This window comes from Vibrio hyugaensis, assembly GCF_002906655.1.
Taxonomy (GTDB): domain Bacteria; phylum Pseudomonadota; class Gammaproteobacteria; order Enterobacterales; family Vibrionaceae; genus Vibrio; species Vibrio hyugaensis.
In genome coordinates, this window is sequence record NZ_CP025795.1 from 2032339 (window position 1) to 2058628 (window position 26290).

The 26290-nt window shown below is 45.5% G+C and carries 22 protein-coding genes; 12 read left to right on the top strand and 10 right to left on the bottom strand.

Annotated elements, in window-relative coordinates; translation table 11 throughout:
* The first annotated feature begins 86 nt into the window (after positions 1–86).
* Together C1S74_RS26140 and C1S74_RS26145 are read left to right on the top strand one after the other, a co-directional pair.
* Positions 87–2147, top strand: a complete 2061-nt coding sequence (locus C1S74_RS26140) for a sensor histidine kinase (protein WP_045398866.1) — start codon at positions 87–89, stop codon at positions 2145–2147.
* Positions 2148–2294: 147 nt separating this feature from the next.
* Positions 2295–3686 (top strand): glycoside hydrolase family 1 protein, encoded by a 1392-nt coding sequence (locus C1S74_RS26145; protein WP_045398867.1) that lies wholly within the window; start codon positions 2295–2297, stop codon positions 3684–3686.
* A gap of 107 nt (positions 3687–3793) precedes the next feature.
* Here C1S74_RS26145 and C1S74_RS26150 read toward each other — a convergent pair whose 3' ends face one another.
* Positions 3794–5830 (bottom strand): PhoX family protein, encoded by a 2037-nt coding sequence (locus C1S74_RS26150; protein WP_045398869.1) that lies wholly within the window; start codon positions 5828–5830, stop codon positions 3794–3796.
* Between the two features lie 210 nt (positions 5831–6040).
* Here C1S74_RS26150 and C1S74_RS26155 point away from each other — a divergent pair, with 210 nt between their 5' ends.
* A complete protein-coding gene (locus C1S74_RS26155) occupies positions 6041–6379 on the top strand; it encodes a YggL 50S ribosome-binding family protein (protein ID WP_005438242.1) in 339 nt (112 codons plus the stop codon).
* 696 nt (positions 6380–7075) lie between these two features.
* Here the strand turns inward: C1S74_RS26155 and C1S74_RS26160 are convergent.
* Entirely contained in the window at positions 7076–7942 is an 867-nt protein-coding gene (locus C1S74_RS26160; RefSeq protein WP_045398871.1) for a helix-turn-helix domain-containing protein, read from the bottom strand.
* A 167-nt stretch (positions 7943–8109) separates the two neighbouring features.
* Between C1S74_RS26160 and C1S74_RS26165 the strand changes: the two genes are divergently transcribed.
* Entirely contained in the window at positions 8110–8355 is a 246-nt protein-coding gene (locus C1S74_RS26165; RefSeq protein ID WP_045398872.1) for a hypothetical protein, read from the top strand.
* Between the two features lie 527 nt (positions 8356–8882).
* Positions 8883–9782 (top strand): LysR family transcriptional regulator, encoded by a 900-nt coding sequence (locus tag C1S74_RS26170; RefSeq protein ID WP_038896566.1) that lies wholly within the window; start codon positions 8883–8885, stop codon positions 9780–9782.
* On the opposite strand, the gene C1S74_RS26175 is transcribed toward C1S74_RS26170, so the two are convergent.
* Entirely contained in the window at positions 9750–10094 is a 345-nt protein-coding gene (locus C1S74_RS26175) for a DUF5329 family protein (RefSeq protein WP_045398874.1), read from the bottom strand. The genes C1S74_RS26170 and C1S74_RS26175 overlap by 33 nt on opposite strands.
* Positions 10095–10190: 96 nt before the next feature.
* The gene (locus C1S74_RS26180) at positions 10191–11204 is read right to left on the bottom strand and encodes an MBL fold metallo-hydrolase (RefSeq protein WP_045398875.1); all 1014 of its coding nucleotides are present in this window, start codon (positions 11202–11204) and stop codon (positions 10191–10193) included.
* A 155-nt stretch (positions 11205–11359) separates the two neighbouring features.
* On the opposite strand from C1S74_RS26180, the gene C1S74_RS26185 reads away from it, so the two are divergent.
* The 3 genes from C1S74_RS26185 to C1S74_RS26200 all read left to right on the top strand — a co-directional run bounded on the left by C1S74_RS26185 (position 11360) and on the right by C1S74_RS26200 (position 13692).
* On the top strand, positions 11360–11974 hold the full coding sequence (locus C1S74_RS26185) for a TetR/AcrR family transcriptional regulator (protein ID WP_005438259.1): 615 nt from the start codon (positions 11360–11362) through the stop codon (positions 11972–11974).
* A 322-nt stretch (positions 11975–12296) separates the two neighbouring features.
* Positions 12297–13202 carry a 30S ribosomal protein S6--L-glutamate ligase gene (gene rimK, locus C1S74_RS26195; RefSeq protein ID WP_005438260.1) on the top strand — a complete coding sequence of 302 codons (906 nt, stop codon included), beginning with the start codon at positions 12297–12299 and terminating at the stop codon, positions 13200–13202.
* Between the two features lie 61 nt (positions 13203–13263).
* Positions 13264–13692 (top strand): ATP-dependent zinc protease family protein, encoded by a 429-nt coding sequence (locus tag C1S74_RS26200; RefSeq protein ID WP_005432588.1) that lies wholly within the window; start codon positions 13264–13266, stop codon positions 13690–13692.
* Positions 13693–13766: 74 nt separating this feature from the next.
* Here C1S74_RS26200 and C1S74_RS26205 read toward each other — a convergent pair whose 3' ends face one another.
* Complete coding sequence (locus C1S74_RS26205; RefSeq protein WP_045398951.1) at positions 13767–14501, bottom strand: MBL fold metallo-hydrolase; 735 nt, start codon at positions 14499–14501, stop codon at positions 13767–13769.
* Positions 14502–14837: 336 nt separating this feature from the next.
* On the opposite strand from C1S74_RS26205, the gene speA reads away from it, so the two are divergent.
* The 4 genes from speA (at position 14838) to C1S74_RS26225 (ending at position 21571) form a co-directional block, all read left to right on the top strand.
* Positions 14838–16748: an arginine decarboxylase gene (gene speA, locus C1S74_RS26210; RefSeq protein WP_045398953.1), complete on the top strand. Its 1911-nt coding sequence runs from the start codon at positions 14838–14840 to the stop codon at positions 16746–16748.
* A gap of 1 nt (position 16749) precedes the next feature.
* A complete protein-coding gene (gene speB / locus C1S74_RS26215) occupies positions 16750–17670 on the top strand; it encodes an agmatinase (protein WP_045398877.1) in 921 nt (306 codons plus the stop codon).
* A gap of 263 nt (positions 17671–17933) precedes the next feature.
* Entirely contained in the window at positions 17934–19139 is a 1206-nt protein-coding gene (gene emrD, locus C1S74_RS26220) for a multidrug efflux MFS transporter EmrD (protein WP_045398878.1), read from the top strand.
* A 266-nt stretch (positions 19140–19405) separates the two neighbouring features.
* The gene (locus tag C1S74_RS26225) at positions 19406–21571 is read left to right on the top strand and encodes a S9 family peptidase (RefSeq protein WP_045398880.1); all 2166 of its coding nucleotides are present in this window, start codon (positions 19406–19408) and stop codon (positions 21569–21571) included.
* A gap of 109 nt (positions 21572–21680) precedes the next feature.
* Here C1S74_RS26225 and C1S74_RS26230 read toward each other — a convergent pair whose 3' ends face one another.
* The 5 genes from C1S74_RS26230 to C1S74_RS26250 form a co-directional block, all read right to left on the bottom strand.
* Entirely contained in the window at positions 21681–22664 is a 984-nt protein-coding gene (locus tag C1S74_RS26230; protein ID WP_045398881.1) for a porin, read from the bottom strand.
* 213 nt (positions 22665–22877) lie between these two features.
* Positions 22878–23747, bottom strand: coding sequence for a metal ABC transporter substrate-binding protein (locus C1S74_RS26235; protein ID WP_045398882.1), 870 nt, complete (start codon positions 23745–23747; stop codon positions 22878–22880).
* A gap of 14 nt (positions 23748–23761) precedes the next feature.
* A complete protein-coding gene (locus C1S74_RS26240) occupies positions 23762–24637 on the bottom strand; it encodes a metal ABC transporter permease (protein ID WP_045398883.1) in 876 nt (291 codons plus the stop codon).
* Entirely contained in the window at positions 24637–25362 is a 726-nt protein-coding gene (locus tag C1S74_RS26245) for a metal ABC transporter ATP-binding protein (protein ID WP_045398884.1), read from the bottom strand. The genes C1S74_RS26240 and C1S74_RS26245 overlap by 1 nt, the downstream gene beginning before the upstream one ends.
* Complete coding sequence (locus tag C1S74_RS26250) at positions 25362–26288, bottom strand: metal ABC transporter solute-binding protein, Zn/Mn family (RefSeq protein WP_045398885.1); 927 nt, start codon at positions 26286–26288, stop codon at positions 25362–25364. Before C1S74_RS26250 ends, C1S74_RS26245 begins: the two co-directional genes overlap by 1 nt.
* Positions 26289–26290 lie beyond the last annotated feature (2 nt).

The following is a 26290-nucleotide window of genomic DNA, read 5'->3' on the forward strand; positions in this document are numbered from 1 at the left end:
CTTGCTTACAAGTCTTTAACATCCAACCAGTTAGGCGCACTCTTTAATGACTGTCGGCGAGAACGCATTAGCTAAATGGAGTCAGTATGCAGCGCAAAAGGAATGGCAAAACATGGCTTATGGTCGCAATTGCGGCAGTGCTGATGTTGTCTTGCTATAGCGCCAGTAGAGAAATCGCCCGTCAATGGTTGAGTGTGCAAACTCAAACCGAAGCTCAACAAAAACTGCTCGACTATATCGGTGAAGTTCGTCGTGCACTTAAACGCTTCTACCACTTACCTTACCTCGTCACCAACAATCCAGAAACCATCGCGTTTGTGAAAGGGAATCTGACTTATTACGAGCCATTGCAAACCCAACTGACTCAACTCGATAAAGCTGCCAATACCGAAGGTTGGCTAATCCTGTCTAACTCTGGCGAAGTATTGGTCTCGAGTTTAATCGAAGAGCGCTTTAGCCTGTCTGACCGAAAAGCGATTGTGGAACAAATTCACAGTCAAGCCGGTGGTGTCTCTTTGGTGAACAAAACCAAAGGTTCAAGCCCCTTGTATTATCTGGCAGCCCCTATTTACGACGGTTTAGATATCGCGGGCATTGTAGTGGTGCAAATTAACCTAAGCTTGCTGACCGAACAGACCATTACCAGCCAAGACATCATCACGCTACAAAACCGACAACAACGCTTTTTCTTATCAAGCAGTTCTCTCTACAACGCTGATTGGTTTAACGAACCAAGCAACACCGTTCAATTAGAAACTCAACGTTTGTACGACAACACCAATATCAACCTATGGACGCTCAATCAGCAACGCTATTTTGCGCACACCGTAAAGTTAGATGATTTGAATTGGTACGTAAGCTACCTCACCCCTTCTCAGCCGATTCAACAAACCATCAATGTGATTGGTTGGAGCGTAGCAGCGCTGCTCTTATTGGTTGTATTACTCGTCATCATTGGCTTACAACGCCGCCAAAAGCACATCAACCAACAAAGAATTCAAGCTCTGTTGGAAGAGTCTCAACGCCGCTTGAAACAGATGATCAATAAGACCCACGTTGGTTTGCTATTGATTGATGAACAAGGACAACTGTTCGATCTCAACCCAATGGCGAAGCGTTTGTTCTGTTTACCAGAAAGCGTCAATCGACATGCTTTTGCTTGGGAATTATTCGACGCAGGCAATCCCAATTCCACCACACTTAAGTTGCTCAAGGATTTACCTAAACATAAAGAGCTTGCAGAGATCAGTACGGTCGAAACCATTGCCAGACGCAGTGACAGTAGCGTCTTCCCTGTCTTGTTCTCGCTGACCAGTTTCCCTTGGCATGGCGAACAGTATTTCCTTGCGACGATCATCGACATCAGCAAGCGAAAAAAAGCCGAGCAATCGCTGCAACAAATCAACCAAGAACTGGCGCAGCGGGTAGAAGAGCGAACTCAAGCGCTAAAAGAAGCACAAAGCCAGTTGATTGAATCAAGCAAAATGGCCGCCTTGGGTCGCATGTCGAGCGCGATTACTCATGAACTTAATCAACCACTGACGGGCTTACGCACTCTTCTCACGACAAATGAGCTATTGGCAGAACGTGGCGAAACAGAGATGATGAAAGCCAACAATGTGCTGGTGCAAAAACTGATTGATCGTATGGCGAGCATGACGAGCCAATTGAAGACGTTCGCCTACAACAAACCAGAAAGCCTACAAGCGATTTCTCTTACCTCCGCACTCGAAGAGACCTTACGCGTTTATCAATCCCAATTAGACAAGGTGGATGTGCGTGTTCGAGTTCCTCATGACTTACCTAACATCATGGGTGAAGAACAACGGCTGCTTCAGGTGCTCGGTAATCTTGTCTCGAATGCGCTAGACGCAATGAACAACGCCACCAACCCGCAGCTCAACTTGATCGTCAACCCAACCGGTAATCAGGTCGAACTGATCGTCAGTGATAATGGCTGCGGCGTGTCGGATGAGATGCTCGAATCCATGTTCGAGCCCTTCCAAACCTCAAAGAAAATTGGTGAAGGATTGGGGCTGGGGTTAGCGATTACGGCCAACAATATGCGTGATATGAACGGACATATTACCGTGCAAAAGAATGAACAAAATGGGCTGACTTTCACTTTATTGTTCAAATCAGCTTAAGTTGATATTGATTACAAAATCATCATTAGAACTAGGCATCCCCGCTGTTTGAGAAAAACACGATCTCGATACAAGAATCCCTCCTTGACCTACACTATTCTCAAACAAATAAAACGAATAACTTCCGAACGATAAAGAGTGAGAAACATGATTAAGTTTCCTGAACATTTTCTTTGGGGCGGTGCCATTGCTGCAAACCAAGTAGAAGGGTCGTACAACCTTGGGGGGAAAGGGTTATCGACATCAGACATGCTGCCAAACGGTATTTTGAGTCCGCATCAAACCCGTGAAGAGCGTACGCCGGGTATTAAAGACGTGGCGATCGACTTCTACAATCGCTACCCAGAAGACATTGCGCTGTTCAAAGAGATGGGCTTTAACTGTCTGCGCCTGTCTTTGGCATGGAGCCGCATCTTCCCGAACGGGGACGAGCTAGAACCTAACGAAGAAGGTTTGGCGTTCTACGATAAAATTTTTGATGAACTGGCGAAGCATAACATCCAACCTTTCGTGACCTTATCTCACTACGAAATGCCTTACGCACTGGTTGAAAATTACGGCGGTTGGGGCGATCGTCGCGTCATCGAATTCTTCGAACGTTATGCCCGCACCGTGCTGGAACGCTACAAAGACAAAGTGAAGCTGTGGTTAACGTTCAACGAAATCAACATGTCTCTACACGCACCATTTACTGGTGTTGGTTTGCAAGAAGACGCCAGTGAACAAGAGATTTACCAAGCGATTCACCACCAGCTAGTCGCAAACGCAAAAGCGGTAAAACTGTGTCAGCAAATCGTACCAAACGGCAAGATTGGTAACATGCTGCTTGGCGCCATCAACTACCCATACACCTGTAACCCTGATGACGTGCTTGCTGCAATGCATGAAAACAACAAGTGGTTGTTCTTCGGTGATGTACAAACACGTGGTCAGTACCCTGGCTACATGAAGCGTTACTTCCGTGAAAATGGCATTGAAATTCAGATGGAAGCAGGCGACTTAGAAGAGATCGCATCGGCAAGTGTCGATTTCATCTCATTCAGCTACTACGCAAGTGGCTGTGCAAGTGCGGATCCGAAACAGAAAGAAGTGGGTAACATCGTCGATAGCGTACCAAACCCATATCTTGAGAAGAGCCAATGGGGTTGGTTGATCGATCCAAAAGGCCTTCGAGTTCTGCTGAACTTCCTTCACGATCGCTACCAAAAACCACTGTTCGTCGTAGAAAACGGCTTGGGTGCGCGTGATGAACTCGATGAAAACGGTGAGATTCAAGATGATTACCGCATCGCTTACTTGAACGACCATCTTGTACAAGCACACGAAGCGATTCTTGATGGCGTTGAGCTGATGGGCTTCACCAGTTGGGGACCAATCGATTTGGTCGCAAACTCAACCGCTGAAATGAGCAAACGTTACGGTTACATCTATGTTGATCGCCACAACGATGGTCAAGGTACGTTAGAACGTAAACGTAAGAAGAGCTTCTTCTGGTATCAAGATGTGATTCGCACTGCGGGCGGCTCGCTCAAAAACTAAGTTACTTGTCTAGATGTAAAGTGCATGTTTATTTAGATAGAAAACAACAAAGCCCTGCAAACGCAGGGCTTTTCTTATTCCCGATTTTCAGTCGTATGACCTATTGGTTAAACACCGATTTCACCACCGTCTTCACGGCGAATAACCACCGTCGCGGCACGTGGACGCAGTGTCATCCCAGCAGGTGTTTCTTCTGCAGCATTGTCGCTGTATGGCCAGTTACCCGGGTGCTGGATGTTCACAAACAGCGATTTGTAATCTGGGCTGATGGTAAAGCCCGTTACTTCACAGCCGTTAGGGCCAACAAAGAAACGTTTCAATTCAGCTTGGTTTTCTGCACCGATCACTTCTTGTGTGCCGTTTTCATCCGTCAGTTTTGAAGGTACAACTGCAAGCATTTGGTCATTGGTGTAAGACGTCACTTCATCTGCACCGTTGTCCGTTTGAATCCATAGGATTCCGCGAGGGTCAAACGCTAAGCCGTCTGGGCTCGCAAACTGGTTAAGCTCGGTCAAGCTCGAACGGTTAGTGTCCGCATCACCGTTTGCTGGAGAACCAAACACAAAAATATCCCACGTGAAGTCTGTTGCTGCTTCGCCTTCATCCCAACGGATTACGTGACCAAACTTGTTATTCAAACGTGGGTTTGCAGGGTTAGTTTCCTCTGTACGCTTAGTGTTGTTCGTTAGCGTCAGGTAAACCGAGCCTGTGAATGGGTCAACAGTACACCACTCAGGGCGGTCCATTGGTGTCGCGCCAACAAGGTCGGCTGCGCCCGCCGTATTCAGGATGATTTCTGCTAGAGAATTGAAGCTATCTGCCAAAGTACCACCAGAAACTGTCGTGCTGTCTAGCGTCAATGGTAACCAAGTACCAGAGCTGTCCTCGTTGAAGCGCGCCACATATAGCGTGCCTTCATCCATGTACTTGTCACCCATCGCCAAGCGGTTATCAGGGTTAGCATCCGCAGGATCCCACGTTGCCGCAGATTCAAATTTGTATAGGTACTCAAAGCGAGAGTCGTGACCAGAGTAAAAGACCACTGGTTTGCCTTCTTCAAGCTTGCCGAATGTACAGCCTTCATGGCGGAAACGCCCCAGTGCAGTACGCTTCTTCGCACGTGAGTTTTGCGTGTAAGGGTCGATTTCAACAATGTAACCATGACCGTTCGCCTCGTTACGGTAATCGTCCAATGCGCTTGCGCCTGTTGGTTCTACATTGAATCGCGTGAATTCGTCCAAACGCTCTTCGGCATTACCCGCTAACGTTTCCCATAGGTAACGAGTGCTAGTGTCATCGACACCAATACGATCTTGTTCTTCAGTACGAACGCCAGCGTTAACGAAGTAACCCGGCCAATTCTCTTCACACGTTAGGTAAGTCCCCCAAGGCGTGAAACCATTACCACAGTTGTTCAGTGTACCGCGCGCTTGGCTGCCATCTTGTGAGAAGCGAGTTACGGTCAATTCTGTATTCGCGACAGGGCCAGAAAGATCCATGACTGTCGCGCCAGTGTAACGGCGGTTTAGTGGATCGGTATCCACCAACTTCCACATGTTGTCTTCAAGTTGAACGCGAACCACAGACACACCATGTGCGTTGATTTCTTTACGAACTTCATCGACGATAGTTCGCACACCGCCCACAGCTGTCGGACCGCTTGGGTGCAGAGCAGCGGTATCAATGTACTCATGGTTGATACACAACAAGCCGTCAGTGTCGCTGTCGTTTAGCGAGAAAAAGTGCATGCCGTCGTGGTGCATACCCAATGCATTCAGCTGGTCGGTACTTGTGTTGCTGCCGTCGTCTTTCCAAGCGTTACCTTGTGCGTTTAGAGGCGTCCCCCATGGCACCAATACTTGTGCTACGTAACCTTGCGGAATCGATACTGCATCCGTCAGAGAGCCCGGAATCGAATCAAAATTGAGGACTGCACTTGAAACGCCAGAACCACTCCCCGCAGAAGTGCCCGAGTCAGATGAGTTACACCCTGATAGACCAAATGCGCCAAAAGCGGTCATCGCACTGATACCTAGGCCACCTTTCAGGATACTGCGTCGAGATAGGCTCGCTTCCAGTACTTCTTCAAAAGGCTTGTTATTACTCTGGTTGTAACGCGTCGCGTCGAAGGTTTCCTTACTCATGGTGTTGCTTTCCCAGTGTTAGGTTGAATTATAGGTTTGTGAGCGAGGGAAGTTTGGAAGAGAAAAGTGACAGAACTAGTCTATCTTTATGAACTTTGTGTTTAGAAAATGTTATAAATCCTCCCTCTATTCTATGTACTTTCGATTTTGCTTGGGCTGAGCTAGATTTGGAGGTATAAGGTTTACTCAAATCATCTACGAGAAATAATCATGAAACTAGATAAAATCGATAACAAAAATCGTCGTCTTCGCAAGAAGCTGTTCCTAGGCGAATTCGCAATCCTAGGTTTTGAGATCAGCTGTGAGACTGACATCAACGACTTTGACCGTTACGATGCATTCGTTGATGAGTTTATCGACTACATTGATGGCCTAAACCTTTGCTTCGGTGGCGGCGGTCTAGAGCTGTTTGAAGGCTTCCTATGTTCAACAGAGCGTTACGAAAGCGCAACTGAAGAACAAAAAGCACAGGTTCTAGCTTGGCTACAAGCTCGCCCAGAAGTAAGCAGCGCAAAAGCTGGCGAACTGGTTGACGCAAACTACCTGTAATTACGGAATCACTCTGTAACAAACAGAGTTGAGCAAGTAATGAGAAAGCTGGTCTTCGGACTGGCTTTTTTGCATTTAAGGCTATGGTTTTGTGCTGAAATGATGAAGCTAGAAAGAGTGGAACGTTTGGCTGTTTTGGAAGCTTTGTTTAGGAAAGCAGGAAGCTTAGAGTCTTGGAAAGTATGGATGTGCTAGATAATTTTAGAGCTGGCATTTTATGGAAGGTTATCCGTCCATTGCCAGCTCAGTGCCATTGAGTATGGTTTACTATGCTTTTTTAGCAGTCTCAGTCTTTGTGTCTTTCCAGTATTGGATTCGAACACGATGTAGCTGAGCTCTTCTCATCTTTTTCATAGCAATCTCCCTCATCTATATAGGTAACGCTCATCTTGAGCTTATTGTCTAAGGTTGTATTCCTCTTCAATCTATCGAGGAACGAATCAATTAACCGTGACTAATTTCACAACATAATGATAAAAGTAGAAGCGTTGCAGTCATTTTTTGACCAGTAAAGCTGCTTTTATCTTGTTGATACGGTCAACTTACTCATCACTTATGACAGAAATATGGCAATCAAGTTCCCAATTTTACCTGTCATCGAATCTTAATAACGATTCTTAGATAACCTAGCAAATAATATACCAGTTGCACATAAATTCCAGTTTAGTACACAACAAAAGTACGCACATGCTCAAACTAAGGTTGGATTCGCTGCTGGTAATGCTGTCGGTAATCTCTCGGAGTCAGTCCCTTGTAGGTTTTAAAGTGGCGATTAAACAAAGCTTGATTGCGATACCCAACTCGCTCAAACACAATTCCTATTGGTAACTCCGTCGATTGCAACAAATCCGCGGCATGGTTGATTCGTAGCTTCATCAAGCGTTGGCTAAACGGTTCTTTAAAGTGCTTTTGAAACAATCGTGTGACCGCACTTTCACTCAACGACAAGTAATTGGCTAAATCGGCCAATGTCACCTTGCTGGCAAAATGCTGCTCAAGATACGCATTCACACTTGCGACGCGCTCTCTTTCTTGTTGCTCGTGTTCACTCATCGAAAGATAAGAATGCGTCATCAAGGTTTTTGCCGCTTCGTCATGGGCAACCAAAGATAGGATATGAATGAATCTCGACAATTGCTCCATCGCGGGCACTTTCATCAACTCTTGCAGAAGATCCACGACTTGCTGTGCAGTCCTCTCAGAGAACACCACTCCTTTATTTGCGGCTTTCAACAACGGGTCCAGTTTGCGTAACTCAGTACAATAGAACATTAGGTTCGCGATCCACTCACGCTTAAACCAAATCACATGAGTCTCGCAGTTGCTTTCTACCAACGTGGAGTGAATAGAGTGAGGCACACCGGGCGCAATTAACAGCATCTGGTTGTGGGTCACCTCTAGCTCGTGATGCCCAATGTGTAAGATTCCAGTAAAGTGGCGGTGGATAACCAACTCAAAAACGTCATCGTGAAAATGAAAATCGTATTCTTTCGCTGGTTCATCAATACGACGGTAGCGCCAAGAAAAACCAGGCCTTTGCGGTACTTTTTCGATGTGCGCCATTTGATACCCCACAAGATAGTATTGTTTCACGCGCAAATAATATCAGTATTACGAGCATTTTATTCATCACGCCTCAATAGTATTGATATTGAGCGGCATACTATCAACTAAGCCTCATCACGCTCCTTATTCTTCTCTTGTAAAGACAAGCTAACTAAGGAGCTTTTATGAGTAACTTTAAAACCAAGCTACGCCAGATCATGCAAAAAACTCGTGATGAGTGGGCTGCGTTTGCGATAAAAGAAATGGGGATTTCATCCAATACCATCGCCAAATCTTATGGCTACAAGTCGAGTTGTGATCTTGAGCAAACTCTTAAACAAGACGATAAAGACGCCGATTCGTACATTCGCTCGTCACCTTGTGCGAGATCTCTCACAAGCGATGTAAGCAAATCGACCATTTTTGACTAAGAACAAATCGAACAACAAACCTAACTAACTGAAAATTAATAATTATCCTTTTTTAAGCAATATTCGCTGCCAAAGTTTTTTTACCTCGCTGATTGAGAGTAATCAGCAAAACAACAATACTAAGTGTGTCGACAGGATGTTGGCGGGAACAGGAAAAAAGCCTAAAGGATTGGGTATCTTCAGGATGAAGATTTGATAGCTTAGGATGAGTTGTCAGCAAGGATGTAGTTAAGCTCTAGGATAGAGTTCGCCCGTCAGGATGATAGGCAAGAATGGACACCGCTAGGAAGGCGATGAACAAGGAACTCGGTTAAAGGACTTAGCCACAATCAAGGATAGATGCAGGGAGCACCTATTAGTAGCCGGATTGCTGCGAAAAAGAATAAGCCCCGTCTGGGAAACCAGGCGGGGTTTTATTTTGCCTGTCATTTACCATCCTCCTCTGCGTTATTCCACGCATCATGCTATTATTTCTACACTTTCTCTCGAAACGCTTTCTTTAATAAACGCTGAGCAAACAACGTCCTATGCTTAATCCAGTTTGGTTACACACATTCAAAACTCTTGTCGAAGTCGGCCACTTTACTCAGACAGCAGAAAAGCTCTATATGACTCAGCCCGGTGTCAGTCAGCACATCAAAAAGCTAGAGCAAGCTTGTCAGCACCCATTGATTAAGCGCGAGAACAAAAGCTTTGAGCTGACAGAGCAAGGCCGAATGGTGTATGCCTACGCGTTAGAGTTGGAAGAGAAAGAGAAAAACTTACTGGAAGATCTGAGCTTCGATGATCCTTTTGCAGGTCATTGCAAGCTGGCTTGTTCCGGAGCACTTGCCTTGATGCTGTTTGATCCACTGCTTGAAAAACAAACCCAGCATCGCGGATTGTCGATTCACTTGGAAGCGGCACCAAACCAGTCGATTCTAAATGGGGTTGCTGACGGCCGTATTGATATGGGCATCGTGACTTACTCTCCCAACAAGAGTGTTTTCCAAAGTGAACAAATTGGCAGAGAAGCGCTGTGTTTGATCTTACCAAAGTCCTATCATGGAAAAACGTTAACACCTGAGCTGCTTCGAAGTTGCGGCGTGATTGGTCACCCTGATGCTGAACATTATATGACGTTGTTTTTCGACCAATGTGCAGAGCCTTTACTCAAAGAGATCAAGGTCAGTGACATGCCATTATCGGGCTACGTTAACCAACTCAGTCAGATTCTATTGCCCGTCAGCAAAGGACTGGGTTTTACCGTTTTGCCCTACAGTGCGGTGGAAAGCTTTCCATTAAGAGAAGAGTTGTATGTGGCTGAGTTAAAACAACCAGTATACGAAGATTTGTTTTTGGTGAGAAAACGCAGCCGCACTCTGCCGCTGCGATACCAGACCATCAAAGAAGTATTATTGGATGTGATTGGTGGGGCTCATCAATGATGTTAGCCACTCTTCGCTGGTAATGCGTTTATCTTGGCAATCCACCCAATATGGTTTGCCAGATAACCAGCTCTTTGACGCAACCTCTTTTATAAACACATCTACAGAATCAACGTCATCTTTGGCGTAATCCCATTTATTGCGCATGTGTTCTGCCGCTTCTTGATTAGTGTACGCCTTGCCGTTGCGGATAAAGGTGCAAGAGGATTGCTCAACTCGCTTTATCAACGTCGAGATATCTTGCTCTACCCCTGCTAGTGCAAAGGTAGGCAGAATGCTTAATGTAAGTAACAGCGTCCACTTTGCTTTCATTGCATCTTTATCCTTAGCCCTGACCACGTAACTACTACCAAGTAACTACTAATAAGTGACTTAACTATTCTGGTGTTTGGCTGTTTAGCTCAGCCATTATTGCCACCACGCCTTAGCAGGCTGAGGCTCCGCAATCGCCAAACGTTGACCAATCTCAGGGCTCACTAACGTTACACCGCGCTCTTCACTAATGTCTAACGCACGTTGCATCGGTTCATTCCAATCGTGCATCGACAGATCAAACGTACTGTTGTGAATCGGCATCATTACTTTGCCCTGCACATCAATGTGTGCTTGAACACTTTGCTCTGGGAACATGTGAATGTCTGACCAAAGTTCATTGTATGCGCCGGTTTCAATCATAGTGAAATCAAACGGACCGTACTTTTCACCAATCTCTTTAAAGCCATTGAAGTAACCAGAGTCACCACTGAAGAACACTTTGTGTCGCTGTGCATTAATAACCCAACTGCCCCACAGTGTCGTATCACGGTCTGTCAAACCTCGACCAGAGAAATGCTGAGTCGGAGTCAGTGTATATTCAATGCCGTCGACAGAATGTGACTCCCACCAATCTAGCTCGATCACTTTCTCCTTAGGCACGCCCCAGTTGACTAGCAACTGACCGACTTTTAACGGCACCAAGAAAGTGCCCACTTTATCGCCTAGCACTTTAATAGAAGCTTTATCTAGGTGATCGTAATGGTCATGGCTGATCACTACCACATCGATACTTGGTAAATCTTCTAGCGTGATTGGTGTTTGGTGAAAACGTTTTGGCCCCGCCCATTGCACAGGAGACGCGCGATCACTGAATACAGGGTCAGTCATGACCAGTTTGCCATCGAGCTTCATTAATACGCTTGAGTGACCTAAACGGTAGATAACGTCATCTTGCTCTTCTAGCAGTTGATTCGCGGTCATTGCATGAACCGGAATTTCAATCGTTGGCGTTGGATTGAGGCGCTCAGTCGTAAAGTAGGCTTTCATGATGCCGAACATGTCACCCAAGCTGCTTTTGTATTCCAACTCTGTGTTTGCAAATTTGTCCGGGTATGTTGGCGCTTTTTCAGTATCAACATTAGAACAAGAAATCATTGATGTACCCATCGCGAACGCTCCTACTGTGGCTAGCAAAGTTTTTTTCATAAAAAGTTAACCCGAACAAAAGTAAACTACACGGTGCAGTTTACATTCTAATTATCAAAAGTAAACTACTTAGTGTAAAATAGATCCAGAAATGATCTTCTTAACTCGGCAAGTTTATGAATGTAAAAAGAAAAGGTCGCAGTGAGACCAAAAGAGAAGCCATCTTGTGCGCAGCAAAGCAAGCGTTCCAAGAGTTTGGGGTGCAAAACACCAGCATGGATAAGCTCTCTGCTATTGCACAAGTCTCTAAGCGTACGGTCTACAACCACTTCCCTTCTAAAGAAGCGATCGTGACAGAGTTACTAACCGAACTATGGCGTTCTTCAATGATGGATAGCGACATTGAACGTTTACCAACACTTCCTCTCAAAGATCAACTGGTCGAATTGTTGTACAGCGAAATTATCGTGGTAACCGCACCTGATTATATTGAACTGGCGAAAGTGGCTTTCGGACATTTCTTGTTTAAGCCGGAAGATCTCAAAGAACAAGCGGAACACATGTCGAAGCAAGAAACGGCCTTGTACCGTTGGCTCACTCAACAATCAGAGAAAAACACATTGAAGGTGGATGATGTGGACGTGGCAAGCATTCAATTGCACAACTTAATTAAAGGCAGCGCATTCTGGCCACAATTGATGGGGATGCGAGCTTCGCTAACCTTGGAAGAATCTAGGGTTTTAGCCACCCAAACGGCTGAACTCTTCCTAAGTCATTACTTAGTTCAATAACAAAAAGCGGCTGCATGGCCGCTTTTTGTGATTTATGCCATAGTAAATTGATGAAATTTTGACTCATTTTTCTTTTTCATTCCCTTGACAGTCGCATGCAGCAAGGCGTGAGAGTTCGATAAATTATTTTTGTCGTATCGACGATATTTTTTCGTTTTCATCTACTGAGAAAACGCCCTAAGGTTCGCACCTCTGACGACGTGGTTGTCCAACCACAATTCTAAGTCGCTGAAGAGAGTGGATTCTGTCACATCAATTACACCCACTCACTATACTCTATACTTACATTTTTAATTTGGTACTGACTTACTAAGGAATTGCCATGCGTATTGCTATTCTTTCTCGTAATGAGAATCTATATTCAACCATGCGCCTAAAGCAGGCGGGTGAAGAGCGCGGACATCAAGTTGATGTTATCGATACTCTGCACTGTTATATGGATATTACGAGTAACAACCCTAAGATCCGTTACATGGGTGAAGAATTGCCAAAGTACGACGCGGTTATTCCACGCATCGGTGCATCTATCACTTTCTACGGTACAGCGGTTGTACGTCAGTTTGAAATGATGGGCACATTCTGTGTGAACGAGTCAGTAGCAATCAGCCGTTCTCGTGACAAGCTACGCTCTATGCAGCTGCTATCACGTAAAGGCATTGGTCTACCTCGCACAGGTTTTGCTCACCACCCTGACAACATTCAGGACGTGATCAAAAACGTTGGCGGCGCACCATTGGTTATCAAGCTACTTGAAGGTACTCAAGGTATCGGTGTTGTTCTTGCTGAGACAACGAAAGCAGCAGAAAGCGTGATCGAAGCATTCATGGGCCTAAAAGCAAACATCATGGTGCAAGAGTTCATTGAAGAAGCAAACGGCGCAGACATCCGTTGTTTCGTAGTAGGTAACAAAGTTATCGCAGCAATGAAACGCCAAGCAAAAGAAGGCGAGTTCCGCTCTAACCTTCACCGTGGTGGTTCTGCTCAGCTTGTAAAACTAAGCAAAGAAGAGCGCGCAACAGCAATCAACGCAGCGAAAGTGATGGGTCTAAACCTATGTGGTGTTGATATTCTTCAATCGAAGAACGGCCCTGTGGTAATGGAAGTGAACTCTTCTCCAGGCCTTGAAGGTATCGAATCAGCAACTGAAAAAGACGTTGCTGGCATGATCTTCGACTTCATCGAGAAGAACGCAAAACCAAACGCTAACCGTACTCGCGGTAAAGGCTGATAATTGTTTGAGTGAGAGCCTGATAAAGGGCTCTCTTTTAACTCATCGCTAGGATGACACTATGAATCAGAAAATGATCATTGGGAACGCCGAAGCAATTTGCTTACCTGAGTTAGGGATTACTCACCTTGAAGCGCGTATTGATACAGGCGCACAGACTTCTTCTCTGCACGTAGATAACCTAGAGTGCACTGAACAAGACGGTCAGTCATACGTAGAGTTCGATCTACACCCAGATGTTTACCACTTAGAGCAAGTCGTTCGCTGTAAAGCTCCACTGAAGGCGAACCGCAAAGTGAAATCATCAAACGGTACTTTCGAACACCGCTGCGTGATCACAACGATGCTACGCATGGGCGACCAAGAGTGGCCAATCGACATCACGCTAACTAACCGTGAAAAGATGACTTACATGATGTTGTTAGGTCGTCAGGGTATGGCAGACAAAGTTCTGGTAGACCCGAGCCAATCTCACTTATTGGCTCCATAATCCCCGTAGCTTCAGATGAGCGAACTCCGTGGTCGCTCATCTGGCTCTTCTCTGATTTTCTAGCTGCCCTTCTACTATCTGTCGTTCTTCCTTTTCAGAACAGAACGCATTAATCCTTTAAGTTTGATCTTCGTTACTCGCCAATGCGTAATGGGTCTAACTGGTGCGGTATTGATGATGTGTTGATACGCGTCTTCATCAAACTCAACCTCTCCCCCATGTGCCGCCAATAAACAGTTTGGTTTCATCTCAAAAACGCGCTTTAACGAACTGCGATATTGGTTGGGATGAAAAATAGGAAATGGCGCGATCAAATGGCTTTTTACCTGCACCATTAAATCCGCTACGTACAACACACTCTGTTCGGCGTGATAAACCGATAAATCCCTGTCGGTATGCCCTGGTGTTTCCAATATCTGCCAATCAGTAAAACCTGGAATCTCCTCTCCATCCACAAGCTCAATATCCGGCCTTAGTTTTCGCGAATACCATAAGTTGCGCTTGGGTTTGCGCATTCGGTTCGCCATCCATCGTGCCAAAATCAGATCTGTTAGATGCATCAACCAGCCATCAAAACCACCATACCAATGCGTGTCTCGTTTTGCTGCCAATAACTGGCAACCCGTCAAATCTCTTAGCTTGTGCGCCGCACCAGCATGGTCTGGGTGCATGTGTGTAACGACAACCAGTGTTAGGTCGGTGAACGGGCGATTGAGCTGGTGCTCAATAAAATCTTTGAGGTGAGGAATATCCGCTCGACTTGCACCATCAAGCAGCATCAATTTGTCTGGATACTCGGCGAGATACATGGTTTGGATGTATCCCTGAATTCTGTGCAGCTGCAAAACATGTCCTTGTTTTGTTGAGTCTTTGTTCTTATTTTTCTTCGACCAAATCCTTACTGGTCAGACCAACTATAACAGCAGAATGGACAGTCTGTTAAATAAATGTTGACACCAACCATCAACAACAGTTGTTAATCGAAATCACAAATTTTAATCATTAGACTCTGGTTGGGTTTTATCCGTTAATGCGCGCACACGGAGTTCGTGTCAGGGTATGAGGTTAGCGCCTCATGATTTGCTTTTTTGTATTTTCTCCTCTATTTCCAATGAGGGCTTAAATACATTTTTGTGAGAATCGAGTTGGAAAAAGCAACTAAATTAGACCGCATCCGCGCGGACTACAACGTTCACTACTGGAGCCAAGGCTTCTACGGAATTGATAACCAAGGCGAGGTTTACGTATCTCCTCGTAGTGACCGTGCACACCAAATCCCTTTCAGTGCGATTGTAAATGAACTAGAAGCTAAGCAGTTGAATCTGCCTGTGTTAGTGCGCTTCCCACAAATCGTACACCAACGCGTGCATGGCATTTGCCAAGCTTTCAACCAAGCAATTGAAGAATACCAATATCCAAACAAATACCTGTTGGTGTACCCAATTAAAGTAAACCAACAACGTGAAGTGGTTGATGAGATCTTAGCAAGCCAAGCACAGCTAGAAAATAAACAGCTGGGTCTTGAAGCAGGCAGTAAGCCAGAGCTATTGGCCGTACTTGCACTAGCTCAACAAGGCAGCTCCGTGATCGTGTGTAATGGCTACAAAGACCGTGAATACGTGCGTCTTGCACTGATCGGTGAAAAGCTTGGTCACAAAGTATTTATCGTACTAGAGAAGCTATCTGAGCTTGATCTAGTACTTGAAGAAGCAAAAAGCTTGGGCGTAACACCACGTCTTGGCTTGCGTATCCGCCTTGCATCTCAAGGTGCGGGTAAATGGCAAGCAAGCGGCGGTGAAAAATCGAAATTCGGTCTATCTGCATCTCAAGTATTGAGCGTGATTGATCGTCTAAAACGCGAAGACAAACTGGACACCATGCAATTGGTTCACTTCCACCTTGGCTCACAGATGGCAAACATCCGTGACGTGCGTAATGGTGTGAATGAATCCGCACGTTTCTACTGTGAATTACGTGCCACGGGTGCAAACATTGATTACTTCGATGTTGGCGGTGGTTTAGCAGTAGACTACGACGGCACACGCAGCCAGTCTTCGAACTCGATGAACTACGGCCTTGCAGAATACGCACGCAACATCGTGAACACGGTAGGCGATGTATGTCAGCAGTACGAACAACCGATGCCAGTGATCATCTCTGAATCGGGTCGTTCTTTGACTGCACACCACGCAGTGTTGATTTCTAACGTTATTGGTACTGAAACATACCAACCGGAAGAAGTGTTCGAGCCAGCTGCAGACGCTCCATTCTTGCTACAAAACATGTGGCGAAACTGGGAGAACCTGCAAGATGGTACGGATGCGCGTGCATTAATTGAAATTTACAACGATACCCAAAGCGATTTGGTAGAGGTTCACTCACAATTCGCGACTGGCGTACTAAACCTTGAACAACGTGCGTGGGCAGAACAACTGTCGCTACGCATTTACTTCGAGCTAAGTCGCCAAATGAGTACTAAGAACCGTTTCCACCGTCCTATTTTGGATGAGTTGAGCGAACGTCTTGCAGACAAGTTCTTCGTGAACTTCTCTCTTTTCCAATCCCTGCCAGACGCATGGGGTATTGATCAGGTATTCCCTGTTCTGCCGCTTTCTGGTCTTGGTGATGTGGAAGAGCGTCGTGCGGTGATGTTGGACATCACTTGTGACTCCGATGGCGTAATTGACCACTACGTTGATGGCCAAGGCATTGAGAGCACGCTACCAGTACCAGCATGGAGCAAAGACAAACCGTACCTAATGGGCTTCTTCCTAGTAGGCGCATACCAAGAGATCCTTGGTGACATGCACAACCTATTCGGTGACACCCACAGTGCAGTAGTCAACGTTGATGAAGCAGGTCAATTTGAGATCAGCTACATCAACGAAGGTGATAGCGTAGAGGACATGATGCGCTACGTTCATATCGACGTAGATGCGATTCGTGACAATTACAAACAATTGGTTTCTGAACGTGTTGAAGCCAATGAACAAGAACAAATTCTGGCTGAACTTGAACAAGGTTTGGCTGGCTACACCTATTTAGAGGACTTCTGATATGAATGATTTGTTTACTAAAACCGATTATTCGCTTTACTCCAACTCTATGTCGTTCCTACGTCGTCCATACATTAAGAACCCTGTTTCGGCAGACGCTGATGTAGTAGTGCTTGGCGTTCCTCTGGACATGGCGACATCTGGTCGTCCTGGTGCGCGCATGGGTCCAGATGCGATTCGTCGTGCGTCAGTAAACCTTGCTTGGGAAGGCAAGAAGTTCCCTTGGGACTTCAACGTATTTGATAAATTGAAAGTGATCGACGCAGGTGACCTTGTGTTCGATTGTGGTGATGCTGAAGATTTCACTTACCGTCTAGAAGCAGCAACAAGTGAAATTCTAAAGAGCGGTAAGACAATGCTAGGCTTGGGTGGTGACCACTTCATCACGCTACCAATCCTACGTGCTTACGCAAAACACCATGGTCAAATGGCTTTGATTCACTTCGATGCGCACACTGACACTTACGCAAACGGCAGTTCTTACGACCACGGTACTATGTTCTACCATGCGCCAAAAGAAGGTCTAATTTCTGCGAAGAACTCTGTTCAAATCGGTATCCGTACAGAGTATGACCAGCAAGATCACGGTTTCAATGTCATCAATGCGATGCAAGCGAACGACATGTCAGTGGAAGAGATTCTGGCAGAGGTTAGTCGAACGGTTGCGGATAAGCCTGTGTATGTCACTTTTGACATCGACTGTCTGGATCCGGCGTTTGCACCAGGTACAGGTACACCAGTTTGTGGCGGTCTGAACTCAGATAAAATTCTGAAGATCATTCGTGGTTTCGCTGGCATGAACATCGTAGGTATGGACGTAGTGGAAGTCTCTCCTCCTTACGACCACAGCGATGTAACGGCATTGGCTGGCGCAACTATCGCACTTGAGTTGCTTTATGCCTACGCTTCAGGTCGCGAATAACGAAAGTTTATTCAAAGTCATTACTGTATTTCAAAGGGAGTTTCGGCTCCCTTTTCTGTTTTTAAAGCACCTCAAAATTAGATTAGTTTTTCTAATCCAAATTATAGATTTTTATCTTGCTCAACTTCACACTTTTTAATTGCTAAGTCGGCACTCAAGCTCTAATATCTCGCGCCTAGATTCCCTAATCACTTTGTTTATTTGGCTCTTCTATATGGAGCGCTAAGGCTTTTTACGTCTTAAATTTCTGGAGAGATACGCAAATGTCCGCCTCGTTTCCATTAGCGAAACTTACCTTTTTAATCGCAATTCTGACTGCCGTAGGTCAAATGACTCAAACGATGTACGTGCCTTCTATCGGTCATATGGCGGGTGAGTTCTTGGTATCAGCGTCTTCACTTCAAGCTGTGATGGCGTGTTACCTGATCCCTTATGGTCTATCGCAGTTCGTGTACGGTACGCTTTCTGATCGTCTTGGTCGCAAGCCGATCATCATTGCGGGTTTGATCATCTACATTCTTGGTACTTTGGTGGCGCTATTTGCTCATGAGTACGAATGGTTCTTGGCGGGTAGCTTTATCCAAGGTTTAGGTATCGGTTGTGGTGGCGCGATGTCTCGAACACTGACTCGTGACTGCTTTGAAGGCGCAGAGCTACACCGTGCAAACAGCCTAATCAGCATGTGTGTGATTTTCTCACCATTGATCGCGCCAGTATTGGGCGGTTACCTAACAGAAGCTTTCGGTTGGCGTTCTAGCTACTTATTCCTTGCACTGTTTGGTATCGCCGTTGTGATCACAATGATGACTAGCATGATGGAAACACTGCCAAAAGAACGACGCAAACATGAGTCGGTTGCCAACAGCTACAAATTCGTTCTGTCTGACAAACGCTTCCAAGGTTTCTTGTTAGTACTGGTCGCAACATTCGCTGGCGTAGCCGTATTTGAAGCCGCTGCAGGTGTGCTACTGGGTGGTGTACTTGGTTTACCAGCAACCACAGTAAGCTTGCTGTTTGTCTTGCCGATTCCGGGTTACTTGGTCGGCGCGGGCTTATCGAGCTACATCGCACAACGTCGCTCTGAGCGCCGTGCTTTAAATGTTGGTCTAGTGGCTATCTTAGTTGGCTCAGCAGTGGTATTGATTCCAGGTCTGTTTGGTCTAACAACGGCATTGACTCTGATTGGCGGTGCAACCATTTACTTCTTGGGTGCGGGCATTTTGTTCCCAGCGGCAACAACAGGCGCACTTTCACCGTTCCCATACCACGCGGGCACTGGCGGTGCGATTTTGGGTGGCATGCAAAACCTAGGTGCGGGTATCGCGACGCTGTTGGCTTCGTTCTTCCCGGCACAAGACCAAATGCCGCTAGGTTGTTTGATGATGGCAATGTCGATCATTGCTATGTTTGGTTTGCGTTGGGTTAATCGCAAGCACGATCACTCAAACGAAATGCCATTGGCGATCTAAAATCTGACTCTCATCACCCAAAAGGGACATGCTGAAAAGTGTGTCCCTTTTTTGTTGCACACATCTTACCCTTTAGCTCTCATCCACCAGCAATTGCATTTAACATCCCATCCAATCTTTGCTAAAAAGAACAGTTGCTTATACAGAAATTATTCGTTTGCCATTCGATATAAAGATATTCACTGGAAGAACACAAACGTACTTTTACTCGCAAGATAAATGAATGGCGAAAAAACACGAGAAGAGTACACAATAAGGATACACAGATGCGTTTCACTTTAACCACGTTGGCCGTATCGGTCGCGCTAGTCGCCGGATGCAGCAATCAAGGATTACCAACCATGAACCATTACTCCCAATCGCAACTCGTTGCTCAACAAACCCAAGCACCCGTTGCAAAAAAAGTCCCTCATGCAATGAATATTCATGGTGATACACGAATCGATAATTACTACTGGATGCGCGATGATGAACGCCAAGATCCAGAAATCTTGCAACACCTTGAGCAAGAGAATCAGTACACAGAAACCGTTTTAAAACACACCGAAGCACTGCAAGAACAGCTTTTTGAAGAGATCAAAGGGCGTATTGCAAAAGATGACAATTCAGTTCCAGTTCGTAAAGGCAGTTACTACTACTCAAATGAAGTGACAGGCGACAACGAATACGAAGTACATCTGCGTGCGAAAGACTTTGCAGGTAAAGATAAGCAAGTCATCTTAGATGTTAACGAGCTGGCAAAAGAACATGAGTTTTTCAGTATTGGCGGCTTAACGATTAGCCCAAATGAAAACTTGTTGGCTTATGGCGAAGATACGCTGAGTCGCCGTATTTACACCATCAAGATCAAAGACCTCACGACGGGTGAATATCTAAAAGATGAAATTGAAGGTGCATCAAGTGCAATCGCATGGCAAAACGATAACCAAGCCTTCTACTACATCAAGAAAGACCCTCAAACGCTGTTAGGTTACCAGGTTTTCCGTCATGTATTGGGTGCACCTCAGACTAGCGATGAGCTTATCTACGAAGAAACTGACAGCGCTTACTACACCTTCTTGAGTAAAAGTAAGGATGGTGAGCAAGTTTACATTTGGCACTCAAGTACCGAGACAAGTGGCGTGTCTGTAATTGATGCAAACAACCCGAACGCCAAAGCCGAAGCTTTCTACCCTAGAGAGACCGGCATTGAATACAGTATTGCTAAACTGGACGATTGGTACTACATCTACACCAACTACCAAGCAGTAAACTTCCGTTTGATGAAAGTGAAAGCGGAAGAGATGCGCGATCGTTCTAAATGGGTCGATGTCATTCCTGCTAACGATAATTCTCAGCTAGTCGATTTCGACTTGTTCGACGATCACCTTGTTTACGAGCAGCGCACGAATGGATTGTCGACCGTGAAGGTTCGTCAATTATCGACAGGCAAAGAGTTTCCACTCGAGTTTAATGATACGGCTTTTGCCGCTTACCTAACGGGCAACCTTGAATTAGACAATTCAAAAGTTCGCATCTACTACAGCAGCCTGACGACACCGGGGACTTACTATGATTTCGACCTAAATACAGGTGAATCTGAAATCATGAAGCAAACACCGGTACTTGGTGATTTTGATGCCGATAACTACCAGTCAGAGCGAATCATGGTGACTGCTCGTGATGGCAAACAAGTACCAGTTTCATTGGTTTACCGCAAAGACCTATTCAAGAAGGACGGAACCAACCCAATCTACCAGTACGGTTACGGCTCATACGGTTCAACCATCGAGCCAACATTCCGCTCAACCCGCCTGAGCTTACTTGATCGCGGGTTCGTGTACGCAATCGCGCATATTCGTGGTTCAGAAATGCTTGGTCGTCCTTGGTATGAAGATGGCAAAAAGCTGACTAAACAAAACACCTTCAATGACTTCATCGACGTAACCAAAGGACTGGTTGAAGAAGGTTATGGCGCAAAAGATAAAGTGTTTGCTGTTGGTGGCTCTGCGGGCGGCCTATTGATGGGCGCTATTATCAACCAAGCACCAGAGCTCTACCGTGGTATTGGCGCGCACGTTCCGTTTGTTGACGTAGTGACAACCATGTTGGATGAGTCGATTCCTCTAACAACCAACGAATACGATGAATGGGGTAACCCGAACGATAAAACCTACTACGGCTACATGCTGAGCTACTCACCTTACGACAACGTGAAAGCTCAGAATTACCCGAACATGTTAGTGACAACGGGTTTGCATGACTCGCAAGTTCAATACTTTGAGCCGATGAAGTGGGTAGCCAAACTTCGTGAAATGAAAACCGATGATAATGTCTTGTTGTTTAAAACCGATATGGAAGCAGGTCACGGTGGTGCATCTGGCCGATTTAAACGATTGAAAGAAGATGCGCTTGAGTACGCTTTCTTCTTAGATTTGTTGGAAACGAAATAAGCTCTATTAGGGGCTGTTTTTGAGCTGATATAAAAAGAAAAACGCCTACTCACAGCGAGTAGGCGTTAACACAATAAATGTGTTTAGGCAGTAGAAACTGTCCTATTTATTAGAAGTAGTAACGAGCACCTAGCGTCCAGTAGTCGTTTTCTTCGTTGTTGTAGTCGTTACCTAGATCAAACTGGTATGCAGCAAATGTAACGAAAGCAGGAGTTACTGCGTATTCAGCCTGTAGGGCAGTCTCGCTAGTGATTGTTTTGCTGTCTTTATCGTTCTCTACACCTTCGTAGTTAATACTGAATGTCCAGTCGTTAACACCGTAGGCTAATAGACCTTCAAGCTGGCTAGTTTCTTCTAAGCCAAGGTAGAAGTAGTCATTCATACCGTATACTAATGCTGCGTATAGGCCTGAACCGTATTTACCGTAGTTAGCAGAGAACACGTGAGAAGTTGCTGACTCTGACTTAGTGCCAAACTTAACATCACCACCGCTGTATACATAACCAAGACCAAAGCCTGCTAGCTCAGTGCTTAGTGCGATTTGCCCACGATCATCAAAGTCACCATTCTGACCTTGCCAACCTAGACCTAGGTTTAGACCAAAGCCCTCACCAAATTCAAAACCTTTGCGGTAACTTACCATTTTCTCTGCACGAGAAGAGCCTAGCTCGTAGTAACCAGATGCGTATAAGAAATCATTGGCAAAAGCGATTGGAATATCTGCCACACCTGCTACATCGTAGTATGGTGCCCATTGTGTGCCAACTACTAAACGGCCGTATTGGTCATGGGTAGCACCAATGTAACCTAGACGAGTAGAGAAGGAGTTGTCGCCACCATTAAGGTAGTTCAGAGACCATTCGCCTTTAGCGTCGATAGTTACGCCATTACCAATGTCCTTTTTACCGCCAACGTTGATACGTGGAGATACTTGATGAACCTTAACGTCTTCTTCGAAGTACTCACCAACGCCCACAGATACATGGCCGCCGATAGAAAGAGATGTGCCGTCGCTGTTGTAAACTTCTGCTGCGAAGACTTGAGAACCACCTGCTAGAGCCGCCACTGCAACGGCTAGAGTTTTCATTTTCATTGTTAACATCCATATAGTTGTTTGTACTGGTTCGTCCCGACAGCAAAAAAACGCATTAATCGCAACGAACAGATAACAACGTAGTAATGAAATATAAATGAAACAAATACTTTCTTATGCAATTAGTGGTATTAGTGGTTATTTTTTGACCTTTATCACATAAAAAAAAGGAACTTTTCAGTTCCCTTCATAATTTGTGTAGCATTTTACGTGTTACAACTGCCAGCGTGCGAGTGGTTTCTCACTTTTGATACCTTTACTGCCCCAGCGGTCAATAACATCAACTTGCAGTATGCGATCCTGTGAAACCAAAGAAATAAGCATTTTTGATGGACGTTTGTCCGTCACCAGCCACAGAGTTTCATCTTCTTCAAACTGAGCTTTTAAAGATAGTTTGTCTGCTTCCGACCATTCTAATTCTGGCTTGAATTGACGGTCAACAACGAACAGTTGATTTCCAGAGGCAAAATCTTCTAGTGATTCGCCTAGTAATACCACCGAATCGATCTCTTTTTCGAAAATGAATTCTTGTTGTTGGTTGATTAGCTCACGCACATCCAACATCAACACTTGCTGATTCTTTTCTATTTGAGCTTGATATTGAGGATAAACCTTTTGTAGATCCTCGCCCACTATCGAAGCCATTCGGATTAAGTTTGTGGGGTTCATCCATGCATATTTAGACGTTTCACCATTATCCAGTGTCAACGCAGCAACGCCTTGTGCTCTTGGAGAGATGGCTTGAGAAGCGTCAATCTCTATCAACCGAATGTTTCCTTGACGAGCATAAACATAAGTTGGGTCTTGTTGCCAAATAGCTCCTAACGTGATGGCAACTGTTGCATCCTGTCCTGCTTTAATTGCTTGTTGCTGACCTTTGCTTGAAAACCAGTTTACCAGTCGCTCAATACCATAACGCTTTGGTGGCAAGTAAGATGTTTCTACCCCAGTTCCCTGCATCAGTTGTTCTGACAACATGTAAGTAACGGGTGTGCTGGTAAGAATGTCTTTAGAGAAGGTAACAGGAGCGAACGTACTCGCCGCGACTAAACCCAAGCTCATCATTAACTTTTTGCTATTCATGTTCGAGTACTCAATTAAGCTTTGCGCACGATTCGGTAAATCGTTGCCATTAAGAAGAAGATCGCAGAAACGATGATTATCGATGCGCCCGACGGCACGGGTAACTCCAACTCCATAGGCAACACGGTTCCAACTAAACAAGCGATAGTAGCAAGCAAAGAAGAAAGCAGAACAAAGCTTCCCATACGTTTAGTTAACAGTCTCGCCGTCGCTCCCGGAATTAGCAGCAATGCACCAACCAACACAGCTCCGATGATCTTTACAGCTGCAATGGTGACTAATGTGATCATCATGACAAACAAGTAATCGTAGAAGCTCGTATTGAAACCACGAACTCGCGCGATATCAGGGCTAATGCAAGTCAGTAAGATTCGGTTAAATGTCGGGATCAGCAATAGCAGAATAATCAAACAACTGACCGCTAGAATCGTAATGTCTCTGTCGGTTACGGTTAATATCGAGCCAAATAGGACATTTTCTAGCATATGGATATTGATCTTACGTGCGACATACATCAGCAACGCCGCACCAACCGCTAAAGCCAGCGCAAGAAACACACCGACTAACGTGTCATAAGGCACATTGGTTCGATTTCGCACGAAATGCAGCAACAATGCGAAAATCATACAAAAGCTGAATAAGCCGATGAAAGGATTTTCTGGTGGCTCACCAAGCAGTACACCAATTGCAATACCCGTTAGTGCTGCATGACCGACCGCCTCTGAAAAGAACGCTAAACGCTTCGCAATGACTAGCGTGCCTAAACCACCCAGCAAGGGACCAAGAATGAGCGCAGCCACTATCGCGTTGACCATAAACGCGTAAGCAAAACTGTCACTTAGCCAACCAGCTTCCACACCATGCAGAGCGAGCTCTCTTAACCAATCCATTACGCCGCCTCCACTTTTGCAGTGTAGTGCTTAAATAGAGATTCAATACGTTCTGGACTTAGCACTTCAGAGTGATGGCCTGATGACACAATCTGACGATTCACGACATGCACTTGCGCATCTAAACGACGTACTGCGGTTACATCATGATGAACCGCTAGCACTGTTTTACCTTCAGCAACCACTTCATGAATCAAACCTTCTAAGTAACGAACACCTTGCTCATCCATGCCTGTCGTTGGCTCATCCAAAACAAGCAGACTTGGATCGTCTAATAAAGCTTGAGCGAATAAAACACGCTGCTGCTCACCACCCGATAACTGCCCCATTCGTCGGTCGCTGCGTGAAGCCATACCAACGCGCTCTAGTTGAGCAAGCGCTTGTTGAGTTTGCTTGGTCTTACGTCGCCAAAACAGCGGCACTCTGGTTTGGTTAAGCAATACGAAATCCATAACCGTGAGCGGCAGACTGGCTTCAAACATGGCTTTTTGCGGTACATAGCCGATTCTCGCAGCATGTTTGCTGTCTGGCCAATGGACAGAAATGTCACCAGTAAATGGGGTTAAGCCCAAAACAGAGCGCAAAAGAGAGGTCTTCCCACCACCGTTAGGCCCCATGATGACGTGACATTGGCCAGCATCAAATTTGGTTTGGATATCTTGTAGAATCAGGTTGTCGCCATATTGAAGGCTTACCCTGTTGAGAGAGATAGAAGGCCCTAACATCAAGCTTTCTCCTGTTCGTGCTTGCTTGCAACGAACTTCATCGCTTCAATCAGAGTCGCGACGTTCTCACGCATTTCGACTTCAACCTTATTGGCTTCGTATTCGCCATGAGTCATGTGAGAAAAGCGATAAAGCTGAACACCGGTCGCTTCTTCGATCGTATCAACAAAACGATTTGGCATGTTTAATTCGTAAAACAGCACATCAATGCCAGATTGACGAATCTTCTCTATCGTCTCTTGTAACTGGCTCGCGCTTGGTTCTACACCATGAGCAGGTTCGATAACTGCTGCGACGTCAACGCCGAATTCCTGCAAGATGTAACCATAAGCATTATGCGTAGTAGCGACCTTCATGCCTGCTGTATCAAGTTGCCCCAAAGACAACATGGCATCACGCTTCAAAAGGCGGAATGTTTTTGCGTAAGAGCGCGCATTCTTACGATAAAACGCCGCGTTTTCTGGGTCGAGCTTGCTTAGCTCACTCGCAATCGTGTAAACCTTTTGAATCGTGGTCGATAGGCCAACAAACGTATGCGGGTTAACTGCGCCTTTACCGACTGATTGCCCCATCGCAGGTAACAGTGGGACTTCTTTGTTAGCCTCTATCACCACAAGATCGTCACGTTGTGAAGCTTGAATCACTTTAAGAGCAAAATCATCATGGCCGATACCATTGACCACAATCACATCCATTTGCTTCAAACGCTTTAAATCATTAGGTTGAGGTAAATAGTTATGAGGGTTAAAGCCTGCATCCACCAGCGGTAGAATTTCTGCTTTGTCACCGACCACAGCTTTCACATAGCTGTAGTAAGGTTGAAGCGTAATACCAATATTGAGCTTATCTGCTGCAAAGCTCGATGAAGCTACTGCCAGAAATGCACTAGCCGTTATAATTCGACGTAGAAAAGATCGTTTCATCATAG

Bases quoted from the DNA above. Each gene is read 5' to 3' on its own strand.
- C1S74_RS26165 (WP_045398872.1), top strand. From the start codon at position 8,110: ATGAGTAACTTTAAAACCAAGCTACGCCAGATCATGCAAAAAACTCGT.
- C1S74_RS26235 (WP_045398882.1), bottom strand. From the start codon at position 23,747: ATGAATAGCAAAAAGTTAATGATGAGCTTGGGTTTAGTCGCGGCGAGT.
- C1S74_RS26160 (WP_045398871.1), bottom strand. From the start codon at position 7,942: ATGGCGCACATCGAAAAAGTACCGCAAAGGCCTGGTTTTTCTTGGCGC.
- C1S74_RS26145 (WP_045398867.1), top strand. From the start codon at position 2,295: ATGATTAAGTTTCCTGAACATTTTCTTTGGGGCGGTGCCATTGCTGCA.
- C1S74_RS26240 (WP_045398883.1), bottom strand. From the start codon at position 24,637: ATGGATTGGTTAAGAGAGCTCGCTCTGCATGGTGTGGAAGCTGGTTGG.
- C1S74_RS26205 (WP_045398951.1), bottom strand. From the start codon at position 14,501: ATGTATCTCGCCGAGTATCCAGACAAATTGATGCTGCTTGATGGTGCA.
- C1S74_RS26225 (WP_045398880.1), top strand. From the start codon at position 19,406: ATGCGTTTCACTTTAACCACGTTGGCCGTATCGGTCGCGCTAGTCGCC.
- C1S74_RS26245 (WP_045398884.1), bottom strand. From the start codon at position 25,362: ATGTTAGGGCCTTCTATCTCTCTCAACAGGGTAAGCCTTCAATATGGC.
- C1S74_RS26180 (WP_045398875.1), bottom strand. From the start codon at position 11,204: ATGGGTACATCAATGATTTCTTGTTCTAATGTTGATACTGAAAAAGCG.
- C1S74_RS26155 (WP_005438242.1), top strand. From the start codon at position 6,041: ATGAAACTAGATAAAATCGATAACAAAAATCGTCGTCTTCGCAAGAAG.
- rimK (WP_005438260.1), top strand. From the start codon at position 12,297: ATGCGTATTGCTATTCTTTCTCGTAATGAGAATCTATATTCAACCATG.
- C1S74_RS26170 (WP_038896566.1), top strand. From the start codon at position 8,883: ATGCTTAATCCAGTTTGGTTACACACATTCAAAACTCTTGTCGAAGTC.
- speB (WP_045398877.1), top strand. From the start codon at position 16,750: ATGAATGATTTGTTTACTAAAACCGATTATTCGCTTTACTCCAACTCT.
- C1S74_RS26250 (WP_045398885.1), bottom strand. From the start codon at position 26,288: ATGATGAAACGATCTTTTCTACGTCGAATTATAACGGCTAGTGCATTT.
- C1S74_RS26140 (WP_045398866.1), top strand. From the start codon at position 87: ATGCAGCGCAAAAGGAATGGCAAAACATGGCTTATGGTCGCAATTGCG.
- emrD (WP_045398878.1), top strand. From the start codon at position 17,934: ATGTCCGCCTCGTTTCCATTAGCGAAACTTACCTTTTTAATCGCAATT.
- C1S74_RS26150 (WP_045398869.1), bottom strand. From the start codon at position 5,830: ATGAGTAAGGAAACCTTCGACGCGACGCGTTACAACCAGAGTAATAAC.
- C1S74_RS26175 (WP_045398874.1), bottom strand. From the start codon at position 10,094: ATGAAAGCAAAGTGGACGCTGTTACTTACATTAAGCATTCTGCCTACC.
- C1S74_RS26230 (WP_045398881.1), bottom strand. From the start codon at position 22,664: ATGAAAATGAAAACTCTAGCCGTTGCAGTGGCGGCTCTAGCAGGTGGT.
- C1S74_RS26200 (WP_005432588.1), top strand. From the start codon at position 13,264: ATGAATCAGAAAATGATCATTGGGAACGCCGAAGCAATTTGCTTACCT.
- C1S74_RS26185 (WP_005438259.1), top strand. From the start codon at position 11,360: ATGAATGTAAAAAGAAAAGGTCGCAGTGAGACCAAAAGAGAAGCCATC.